We start from the raw sequence: 12074 nt of genomic DNA on the forward strand, positions 1-12074 counted from the left end.
GTTGTTCGTGCTCGATGGGTGGTTGCGGCCGGTGCCGGCCGGGGTGGTCGGGGAGTTGTATGTGGCCGGGGCCGGGGTGGGCGTGGGATATCTCGGGCGTGCCGGGCTGACCGGGGCGCGGTTTGTGGCGTGTCCGTTCGGCGGGTCCGGGCAGCGGATGTATCGGACCGGGGATCTGGCGTGTTGGGGTGCTGATGGGCAGCTGCAGTACTTGGGCCGCGCCGATGAGCAGGTCAAGATCCGCGGGTATCGCATCGAGCTGGGTGAAATCCAAGCCGCACTGGGTGCTTTGGATGGGGTGGGGCAGGCGGTGGTGATCGCCCGTGAGGACCGTCCCGGGGATAAGCGGCTGGTGGGTTACATCACCGGGACGGCCGATGCGGCCGAGCTGCGGGCGCGGCTGTCGGAGCGGTTGCCGGCGTTCATGGTGCCCGCGGCCATCGTGGGCCTAGACGGGTTGCCGTTGACCGCGAACGGCAAGCTGGACACCCGCGCGCTACCGGCACCGGAATACCAGGCCGGTGCCTACCGCGCCCCGCACGACGCAGTCGAAGAAATCCTGGCCACCATCTACGCCGAGGTCCTCGGCGTCGACCGCGTCGGCATCGACGACTCCTTCTTCGAACTCGGCGGCGACAGCATCTCGGCGCTGCAGGTGGTGTCGCGAGCGCGGGCGGCCGGATTGACGTGCCGGCCCCGGGACGTCTTTGTCGAACAGACGGTTGCCCGCCTGGCCCGCGTGGTCGGGGCAACCGACGGCGAGGCCGGCGTGATCGACGAGGGCCTCGGTCCCGTCCTTGCCACCCCGATCATGCGGTGGCTGCAGGACGTGAACGGCCCCATCGATCAGTTCAACCAGACGATCGTGCTGCAGGCGCCGGCCGGAGTGACCGAGGCCGACGTGGTGCCCGTGTTGCAGGCCCTGCTGGACCGGCACTCCATGCTGCGGCTGCGCGTCGAGGGTGACGGGCGGGCGTTGTGGGTTCCCGAGCCCGGTTCGGTGGACGCGGCCGGCTGCCTGCGATCCGTGGCTGCGTTGACCGATGAGGCGCTGGTGGAGGGGCGGTCGCGGCTCAACCCCGCCACCGGGATCATGCTGAGCGCGCTCTGGGTCGGTCCCACCCGTCAGCTGGCGTTGATCGTCCACCATCTGGCCATCGACGGGGTGTCCTGGCGAATCCTGTTGGAGGATTTGAACATCGCTTGGGCGCAGCACCGGGGCGGTCAGCCGGTGACGCTGCCGACGGGTGGCACGTCGTTCGCCCGATGGGCCACGCTGCTCGGCGAGCATGCGCACCGCCCGGAGGTTATCGAACAGACCGATGCCTGGGCGCGAATCGCGGCGACCCCGTCGTCGTTGCCGGCGGTACGGCCCGGCGCCGACACCTATGCCACCGCCGGGCACCTGTCTGCGTCCCTGGATGTCGAGACCACCCGCACCCTGCTCGGCGAGGCGCCCGCGGCGTTTCACGCTGGCGTGCAAGACATTCTGTTGATCGCGTTCGCGGTGGCATGGGCGGAGTTCTTCAGCGATGCCGCAGGGCCGATCGGCATCGACGTCGAAGGCCACGGCCGGCACGAGGAACTCACGCCCGATGTGGACCTGTCGCGTACGGTCGGCTGGTTCACCACCAAATACCCGGTGTCACTGACGGCCGGTGGGCTGGACTGGGCGCAGGTGCTGGCCGGCGAGCCGGCGCTGGGGGCGGTGATCAAAGAAGCCAAGGAACAGCTCCGCGCCGTGCCGCACCCGCTGACGTACGGCGTGCTGCGCTACCTGAACGGTGACGTGGAATTGGACGGCGCCGACCCGACGATAGGGTTCAACTATCTCGGTCGCCTGGTCGCCGGGCAGGAGCTGTCCGACGATTTGTGGCGACTGCACCCGGAGAGCCTTTCCCTGACCGCTGCCGCCGCGGCGATCCCAATGTCGTTGGCGCACACCGTCGAACTCAACGCCGGCACCGCCGACACCGACGCCGGCCCGCAGCTGCACGCCAACTGGACCTGGGCGCCGTCGGCCCTCGACGAAGCGCAGATCTCCCGGCTGAGCCAATTGTGGTTCGACGCCTTATCCGGCATCTGCGCGCACGTGCGAGCCGGCGGCGGCGGCCTGACGCCGTCGGACATCGTGCCCGGCCGCCTGAGCCAACCGCAGATCGACGAGCTGCACCGGCGGTACGAACCCGCCGACATTCTGCCGCTGACCCCGCTGCAGCAGGGTCTGCTCTTCCACTCCAGCACCGCGCAAGGCAGCGACGACATGTACGCCGTGCAGCTGGATTTCACGCTCACCGGCCCCCTCCACCCCGACCGCCTGCACGATGCGGTGCGCACGGTGATCAACCGGCATCCCCACCTGGCGGCCCGGTTCTACGAGCGCTTCGACGAGCCGGTGCAGATCATTCCGGCCAATCCGGTGGTGGCCTGGCGCTACGTCGAGCTCGATACCGAGGAGCAGATCGAGCGGCTGTGCGCCGACGAACGCGCCGCGGTCTGCGACCTGGCCGACCAGCCGCCCTTCCGGGTGGCGTTGGTGCGCAGCGGGATCGACCGGCACCGGTTGGTGCTGACCAACCACCACATCGTGCTCGACGGCTGGTCGCTGCCGATCCTGCTGCGCGAAATCTTCACCAGCTACTACGGAGAGCCGCTCGCCGCGGCCGCGCCCTACCGCAGCTTCGTCACCTGGCTGGCCGATCGGGACCTCGACGCCGCCCGCGCGGCCTGGGCCCAGGTGCTCGCCGACTTCGAAACGCCCACATTGGTCGGCCCGAAGGATCGATTGGGACAAGGGCGGCGCGGATCGGCATCGTTCCGCGTGGCCGAGGAAACCACCCAAGCCCTCACCGAACTCGCGCGCTCGTGCCGGACCACCGTCAGCACCGTCCTGCAGGGCGCCTGGGCGTTGTTGCTGACCTCGCTGACCGGCCAACCCGACGTCGTCTTCGGCACCCCGCGGTCGCGCGTGGGCCAACTCGAAGTGGCTGGCGCCGAATCGATGGTGGGGCTGCTGATCAACACGGTTCCCGTGCGCGCCGCCATCACCGCGACGACCACCCCCGCGGACCTGCTGCGGCAGTTGCAGGACACCAACAACGACACGCTCGAGCATCAACACCTGGCGCTCAGCGACATTCATCGCCTCACCGGCCACGAGCAGCTCTTCGACACCCTGTTCGTCTACGAGAACTACCCGATCGGCGACGGCATGGAGTTGGGCCCCGACGGGCTGGCCATCGCCGGGTTCACCAACCGCGAGTACAACCACTATCCGCTGACGATGGAGGCCCTCCCGGGCCGCGAGCTCGGCCTGCACGTCGAGTTCGACACCGACGTGTTCGACGCCGCGAGCGTCGAGGCGCTGGTCGAACGGTTCCGGCGCGTGTTGGTGGCGATGACTTCCGATCCCGCCCGCCGCCTGTCATCCGTTGAGCTGCTGGATCGCGGCGAGCGTGAACTGGTGCTGTCGCAATTCTCCGGCGCGGGTGTCGCCGCGCCGGTGGGGGTGGCGCCGAAGTTGTTGGCGGCCGCGGTGGCGACCGACCCGGGCGCGGTGGCGGTGGTCGACGGCGACCGGCAATTGTCGTACGGCGAACTCGACGAGTGGTCAACCCGCCTGGCGCGCAAACTGATCGACGCGGGCGTGGGCCCGGAGCGCGCGGTGGGTGTGGCGATGGATCGCCGGGTCGACTTGGTGGTTGCCTTTTGGGCGACGGTCAAGGCCGGCGGCGTGCATGCACCGGTGGATCTCGACCATCCGGTCGAGCGGGTCGCCGCCGTGCTGGACGCCGCGGGCGCGGTCTGCGTGTTGACCTGCGACACAGACGAAGTGGCCGGGGCCGGCACGCGGCCGGTGCTACGGATCGACGGCCTTGACCTGTCCGGGCAGTCCGACGTGCCGATCACCGACGCCGATCGATTGGCGCCGCTGACCGCGCACGACACCGCGTACGTGATTTTCACGTCCGGGTCGACCGGCGTCCCCAAAGGGGTGGTGTTGAGCCACGCAGGCCTGCTGGGATGGGCTACCGCGCAGCGTGATTCGTGTGGATTGGATGCGGACACGCGGGTGCTGATGGTGGCCTCGCCGACTTTCGACGCGTCCGTCGGCGAGATGTTGCTGGCGGCGGCATCCGGGGCGGCGCTGGTGGTGGCCCCGCCACAGGTGTACGCCGGGGAGCCGCTGACCGCCCTGCTGCAGAGTCGGCACGTCAACGCGGCGTTCCTGACGCCGACGGTGCTGTCGTCGCTGGATCCTGCCCGGCTGAAAGCGTTTGACAAGCTGATGATCGGCGGCGAGGCCTTCCCGGCGGAGCTGGCGGCCGCCTGGGCGCCGGGCCGGCGCATGTTCAACGTCTACGGCCCGACCGAAACCACCATCTGGATCACCGCTGCGCCGCTGTCGGCCGAGGGTCCGGTTCGCATCGGCACCCCCGTCCCGGGCGTGTGCGCCGTGGTGCTCGACGCCTGGCTGAACCCGGCACCGATCGGCGTCGTGGGCGAGCTGTATGTGAGCGGGCCGGCGTTGGCGCACGGCTACCTGGGTCGGGCCGACCTGACCGCGGAACGGTTCGTGGCCAACCCATTTGGCGGCACCGGCGAGCGCATGTATCGCACCGGCGACCTGGTGCGCTGGACCCGCGACGGCGTCTTGGACTTTGTCGGTCGCGCCGACGCACAGATCAAACTGCGCGGCCAGCGTATCGAACTGGGCGAAATCGAAAACACCTTGCTGGCCTGCCCGCACGTGACTCAGGCCGCCGTCACGGTGCACGACAGCGGCGCCGGTTCCCATCTGGTCGCCTACGTCACCCTCGATCACAACACCAGCGCCGACCACGACGCGGAAAACGTCGAAGAGTGGCAACACCTGTACGACGAGTTGTACAGCCCCGATGCCGGGTCGGACTTCGGCATGGACTTCCGCGGTTGGAACAGCAGCTACACCGGCGACGCCATCCCGCTCGAGGAGATGATCGAGTGGCGTGCCGCCACAGTGGATCGGATCATGGCTTTGCGGCCGCGGCGCGTGCTGGAGATCGGCGTCGGCTCGGGATTGCTGTTGTCACAGATCGCCCCGCAGTGCGATCAGTATGTCGCCACCGACTTCTCGCCGGTGGCGATCGAAAACCTGGCCCGCTCGCTGGAGCGGTTGCAGTTCGCATGGCGCGACCGCGTCGAGCTGCTGACCCAGCCCGCCCACGTCACCGACCAACTGCCACGGGGGCACTTCGACACCATCATTCTCAACTCGGTCGCCCAGTATTTCCCCAACGCGGGGTATCTGGCCGAGGTGATCGACAACGCGATGGGACTGCTGGCCCCCGGCGGGGCGATGTTCATCGGTGACGTGCGTAACCACACCCTGCAGCCCGCGTTCCAGACTGGAATCGCGCTGGCGCGCAACGGCGCCGACGCCACCGACGCATCCGACATCCGGCAGCGTGTTCGCCACGCCATGCTCGGTGAGACCGAATTGCTCTTGGCCCCGGAGTTTTTCACCACCTGGGCGGTCAACAGCCAGTCGGCGGACGGGCTCGACATCCAAGTCAAACGCGGATTCGCAGACAACGAACTGAACCGGTACCGCTACGACATCACTATCCACAAGGCGCCCGCACGCGCGCGCTCGGTGGCCGCCGCGCCCACCTGGACGTGGACCGAGTACGGGGGCCTGGACGGGCTGCGCGGCGAATTGGCGGCGCTGCGTCCCGCCGTCGTCCGCATCACTGAGATCCCCCAGGCCGGAGTGATCGCCGACGTCCGCGTCGAAACCGCGCTCGCAGCGGGGCTGCCCGTGGCCGATGCGCTCACCCAAGCCGGCTCCGACGCCGGCCCCGGTGCCGCCGTCGCCGAAGAACTGCATCGCATCGGTGACTCCACCGGTTATCGGGTCGCGGTGACCTGGGGGACCCAACCGGGCACGCTCAGCGCGGTTTTCGTCGACGCCGCCGACCAGCCCGCCGAGCCCCTGATCGACCTCTACCTGCCCCCGGCCGGGACGCGCCAGCGCACGAGCCACGCCAATGACCCCCGCACCAACACCAAGATCGGCGAGGTGCGCGAGCGGTTGAACGCGTGGCTGCCCGAATACATGGTGCCGACACACATCGTGGCGCTCGAGGAGTTCCCGCTGACCGCCTCGGGCAAGCTCGACCGAAAGGCCCTGCCCTCACCGGATTACCAGGACGTGGACCGCTACCGCGCGCCGGCCACCGCCGTCGAAGAGATCCTCGTCGGCATCTACGGCCAGGTGCTCGGGCTGGAGCGCGTTGGCGTCGACGACTCGTTCTTCGAACTGGGTGGGGATTCGGTGTCGGCGATGCGCCTGATCGCCGCCGTCAACACCAGCCTGAACGCGGACCTCGGGGTGCGGGCCGTCTTCGACGCACCCACGGTTGCCGAGCTGGTGCTCCTCATCGGTGACGGAGCCAACCGGCCGGAGCCGCTGGCGGCGGGGGAGCGTCCCGCGGTGATTCCGCTGTCGTTCGCCCAGAGCCGGCTGTGGTTCATCGACCAGTTCCAAGGCCCCTCACCGATTTACAACGTCACTGTCGCATTGAAGCTGCGCGGTCACCTGGACGCCGACGCGCTTGGTGACGCCCTGGCCGACGTCGTGAGCCGCCACGAAAGCCTGCGCACGGTGTTTGCCGCAACCGACGGCGTCCCGCAGCAGGTGGTGGTTCCCGCCGAGCGGATCGGCTTTGGCTGCGACGTCGTCGATGCCCGCGGGTGGCCGGAAGACCGGCTGCGTGAGCGGATGGCGGCGGCGGCGCGTTACACCTTTGACCTGGCGAACGAAAGCCCGTTGCACACCGAGCTTTTCGCCGTCAGCGACGACACCCACATGCTGGTGGTCGCGGTGCACCACATTGCCGCCGACGGCTGGTCGATCACTCCCTTCGCGCGTGACCTCGGGGTGGCATACGCCAGCCGGTGCGCGGGGCATGCCCCCGACTGGGCGCCGCTGGCCGTGCAGTATGTCGACTACACGCTATGGCAGCGCGCGCATCTCGGAGACGTCGACGATGGCGACAGCCGCATCTCGGCCCAGCTGAACTTCTGGGCGGACGCCCTGGCCGGGCTACCCGAACGCCTGCAACTGCCCACCGATCGGCCCTACCCCCAGGTCGCCGACCACCGCGGCGCACGCCTGGCGGTGGACTGGCCGGCGGAACTGCAGCACCAGATTCGCCGGGTGGCGCGCGAGCACAACGCGACCAGCTTCATGGTGATTCAGGCCGCGTTCGCCGCGCTGCTCGGCAAGATCGGCGCCGGCGATGATGTGGCAGTGGGCTTCCCGATCGCCGGGCGATCCGAGCCCGCGCTCGACGAGCTGATCGGGTTCTTCGTCAATACCTTGGTGTTGCGGGTCGATGTGGCGGGGAACCCGACGTTCGCGGAGCTGCTGGCCCAGGTGCGACGGCGCAGCCTGGCCGCTTTCGAGCACCAGGACGTGCCGTTCGAACTGCTGGTGGAGCGGCTCAATCCCACCAGGAGCCTGACCCATCATCCGCTGATTCAGGTGCTGCTGGGCTGGGAGAACTTCCCCGGGGAGGTCGCCGATCCCGCGGGCGGTCTGGCCCTGGGGGATCTGCAGGTCACGCCAATGCCGGTGCACACCAACACCGCTCGCATGGATCTGACCTTCTCCCTGGCCGAACGTTGGACCGACTCAGGGCAGCGCGCCGGCATCGCGGTGACGGCGGAGTATCGCACCGACATCTTCGAGGGCAAGACCGTCGAGGGATTGATCGAGCGGTTGCAGCGGCTGTTGACGGTGGTCACCGCCGAGCCGGAGCGCCGGCTATCGTCCGTGGACCTGCTCGATGCGGGCGAGCAAGCCCGGCTACAGGAGTGGGGCAACGCGGGAGTGCTGGCCCGGCCGGTGACGCCAGCGTCGGTCCCGGCGTTGTTCGCCGCGCAGGCGGCCCGCACGCCCGGCGCGGTGGCACTGGTCTGCGAGGGCCGGTCCATGACGTACCGGGAGCTGGACGAGGCGGCCAACCGGTTGGCGCACCTGCTGAGGCGCAACGGCGCCCGCCCGGGTGAGTTTGTCGCGCTACTGTTTTCGCGCTCGGCCGAGGCGATCGTGGGGATACTGGCCGCGCTCAAGTCCGGGGCGGCCTACCTGCCGATCGACCCGGCGCTGCCGGCGGCCCGGATGGAGTTCATGCTCGCCGACGCCGCGCCGATCGCCGCGCTCACCACCGCGGCGCTGGCCGACCGGCTGGACGGGTTCGACCTCGCGGTCATCGACGTCCATGACCTCGCCGTCGCCGACCAACCGACCACCGCCTCGCCGGCGCCCGCCCCCGAAGACCTTGCCCACATCATCTACACGTCCGGCACCACCGGTGTGCCCAAAGGCGTTGCGGTAACCCAAAACAACGTCGCCCAGCTCTTCGACTCGCTGAAGATCGGCATCGAGTTGTCGCCGGAGCAGGTGTGGACGCAGTTCCACTCGTACGCCTTCGACTTCTCGGTATGGGAGATCTGGGGCGCGCTGCTGCACGGCGGGCGACTGGTCGTGGTGCCCGAGTCGGTGGCGCGCTCACCGGAAGAATTCCACGCGCTGCTGGTCAGCGAGCGCGTCACCGTGCTCACCCAGACCCCGTCGGCGGTCGGAATGCTTCCGACCGACGGTTTGGATGCGACAGCGCTCGTGATCGGCGCCGAGCCCTGTCCGCCAGAGCTCGTGGATCGCTGGGCGCCGGGGCGGGTGATGGTAAACGTCTACGGCCCAACCGAAACCACGATGTGGGCGTGCAAGAGCACGCCGCTGGAAGCGGGATCGGGTTTCCCGCCGATCGGCTCCCCGGTCACGCGGGCCGCCTTCTTCGTGCTGGACGAGTGGCTGCGGCCGGTGCCGGCCGGCGTGGTCGGCGAGCTGTACCTGGCCGGCGACGGCGTCGGCGTCGGATACTGGCGCCGGGCCGCGTTGACCGCGTCGCGCTTCATGGCGTGCCCGTTCGGCGCGCCCGGAACCCGCATGTACCGCACCGGCGACCTGGTGTGTTGGGGCACCGACGGGCAACTGCGCTACCTGGGCCGCGCCGACGAGCAGGTCAAGGTCCGCGGCTACCGCATCGAACTCGGCGAAATCCAAGCGGCGCTAAGCGCTTTGCCCGGCGTGGAGCAGGCGGTGGTCGTCGCCCGTGAGGACCGCCCAGGCGATAAGCGCCTGGTGGGTTACGTCACCGGGACGGTGGACGTGGCCAAGGCGCGTTCCGCGCTCGCCGAGCGACTCCCCGCGTACATGGTCCCGGCGGCGGTCGTCGTGCTGCCGGTGCTGCCCATGACGGTCAACGGCAAGCTCGACACCCGCGCCCTGCCGGCACCGGATTACCGAGACATCGACAGCTACCGCGCGCCCACCACCGCGGTCGAAGAGATCCTGGCCGGCATCTACGCCGATGTGCTCGGCGTAGAGCGCGTCGGGGTCGACGACTCGTTCTTCGATCTCGGCGGCGATTCATTGTCCACGATGCGACTGATCTCGGCGATCAACTCCGCGCTGGATACCGATCTACCGGTGCGCGTCGTGTTCGAGGCGCCGACGGTCGCGCAGTTGGCCCCCCGCATCGACGAGGGCGCGGGCCGGCTGCAGCCGCTGGTGGCCGTCGAGCGCCCGGCGGTGATCCCGCTGTCGTTCGCCCAGAGCCGCTTGTGGTTCATCCAGCAGCTGCAGGGGCCGTCGCCCATCTACAACATGGCCGCCGCGTTGCGGCTGGGCGGCCGACTCGACACCGACGCGCTGCGTGCGGCCCTGGCCGATGTGGTGCGACGCCACGAGAGCCTGCGCACGCTGTTCCCCGCCCGCAAGGGAACGCCTCAGCAATTGGTGGTTCCCGCCGAACAGGTCGATTTCGGCTGGGACATCGTCGACGCCACGGGCTTCTCGACCGGTGAGCTGGACGAGGCCAGCGAAGCGACGACGCGCTACACCTTCGACCTGGCGGCCGAAACCCCGCTGCGCGCCAAGCTGTTCGCCCTCGACGAGCAGGAACACCTACTGGTGATCGTGGTGCACCACATTGCCGCGGACGGCTTGTCGCTCACGCCGTTGGCCACGGATCTCAGTGTGGCGTACACCAGCCGCGCCTCAGGACGGGCGCCCGGCTGGGCCGACCTGCCGGTGCAGTACGTCGACTACACGCTGTGGCAACGCGCGCAATTCGGTGAACTCGACGACAGCGAGAGCCCCATCGCGGCTCAGCTGTCCTACTGGCAGGACGCCCTGGCGGGCATGCCCGAGCGGTTGGAGCTGCCGACCGACCGGCCCTACCCACCGGTCGCCGATCAGCGCGGCTCGAGCGTGGTCGTGGACTGGCCGGCGGAGCTGCAACACCAGGTTCGCCGGGTGGCCCGCGAACACAACGCGACCACCTTCATGGTCGTGCAGGCCGCACTGGCGGTGCTCTTGTCGAAAATCACCGCCAGCTCGGATGTTTCGGTCGGCTTCCCGATCGCCGGGCGTCGCGACCGCGCGCTCGACCAGCTCGTCGGCTTCTTCGTCAACACGTTGGTGTTGCGGGTCAATCTGGCCGGCGACCCCAGCTTCACCGAACTGTTGGCACGGGTTCAGGCGCGCAGCCTGGAGGCCTTCGAGCACCAGGACGTGCCGTTCGAGCTGCTGGTGGAGCGGCTCAACCCGACCCGAAGCCTGACCCATCACCCGCTGGTGCAGGTGATGTTGGCCTGGCAGAACTTCGCCGGGCACGATGATCCGGCCGCCGGTCTGGCGTTGGGGGACCTCGAGGTCACCTCCGTGCCGGTCGACACCGATTCGGCCCGAATGGATTTGGTGTTCTCGCTGGCCGAACGCTGGAACGAGACCGGCGAGGGCGCCGGAATCGGTGGGCGCGTCGAATTCCGCACCGACGTGTTCGACGCCGAGACGATCGAGGCGCTGATCGCGCGGCTGCAGCGGGTGTTGGTGGCGATGACCGCTGACCCCGGCCAGGCGTTGTCGTCGGTGGATGTGCTTGATGAGGCTGAGCGTGCCCGGTTGGGGGTGTTTGGGAATACGGCGGTTTTGACGGGGCCGGTGGGTGCGCCGGTGTCGGTGCCTTCGTTGTTCGCCGCGCAGGTGGCATGCGTGCCGGGGGCGGTGGCGGTGTCGTGTGGTGGGTTGTCGGTGTCGTATCGGGAGTTGGATGCGGCGTCGAATCGGTTGGCGCATTTTTTGGTGGCTCAGGGTGTGGGGCCGGGGTGCACGGTGGCGTTGCTGTTGTCGCGGTCGGCCGAGGCGGTCGCGGCGATGTTGGCGGTGCTCAAGAGCGGGGCGGCGTATGTGCCGATCGATCCGGGGTCGCCGGATTCGCGGATCGGGTTCCTGCTGGCCGATGCCGCGCCGGTGGCGGTGCTGACCACCGCCGAGCTGGCCGACCGGTTGACCGGGCACGGCATTGCGGTGGTCGATGTCGATGATCGGCGCATCGACGCCTTGCCCGACACTGCCTTGCCCGAGCCGGATGCCGGGGGGTTGGCGTATGTGATTTACACCTCGGGCACCACGGGTGTTCCCAAAGGTGTTGGGGTGACTCATCGTAACGTGGCGCAGTTGATCGGGTCGCTGGATGCGGGGTTGCCGGCGCCGGGGGTGTGGTCGCATGCGCATTCGTTGGCTTTTGACGTCTCGGTGTGGGAGATCTTTGCCCCGCTGCTGCGCGGTGGACGGGTGGTGGTGGTCGACGAGGACACCGCGCGCTCACCCGAAGAGCTGCATGCGGTGTTGGTCGCTGAGGGTGTGACGGTTTTGACCCAGACGCCGTCGGCGGTGGCGATGTTGGATCCGGCCGGTTTGGATTCGGTGGCGTTGGTGATGGCCGGGGAGGCTTGCCCGCCCGAGGTGGTGGATCGGTGGGCGCCCGGGCGGGTGATGGTCAACGCCTATGGTCCGACCGAGACGACGATGTGTGTGGCGATCAGCGCCCCGCTGACCCCCGGGTCGGGGGTGCCTCCGATCGGGTCGCCGGTGCCCGGGGCGGGGTTGTTCGTGCTCGATGGGTGGTTGCGGCCGGTGCCGGCCGGGGTGGTCGGGGAGTTGTATGTGGCCGGGGCCGGGG

1 protein-coding gene is annotated in these 12074 nt (G+C 69.1%); it reads left to right on the plus strand.

The genetic code is table 11. The annotated features are described in order from the left end of the window. On the plus strand, positions 1–12074 hold a 12074-nt coding region (locus A5781_RS05560; protein ID WP_156624418.1), incomplete at both ends, for a non-ribosomal peptide synthetase.

The organism is Mycobacterium sp. 852002-30065_SCH5024008, from assembly GCF_001665645.1.
Taxonomy (GTDB): domain Bacteria; phylum Actinomycetota; class Actinomycetes; order Mycobacteriales; family Mycobacteriaceae; genus Mycobacterium; species Mycobacterium paraffinicum.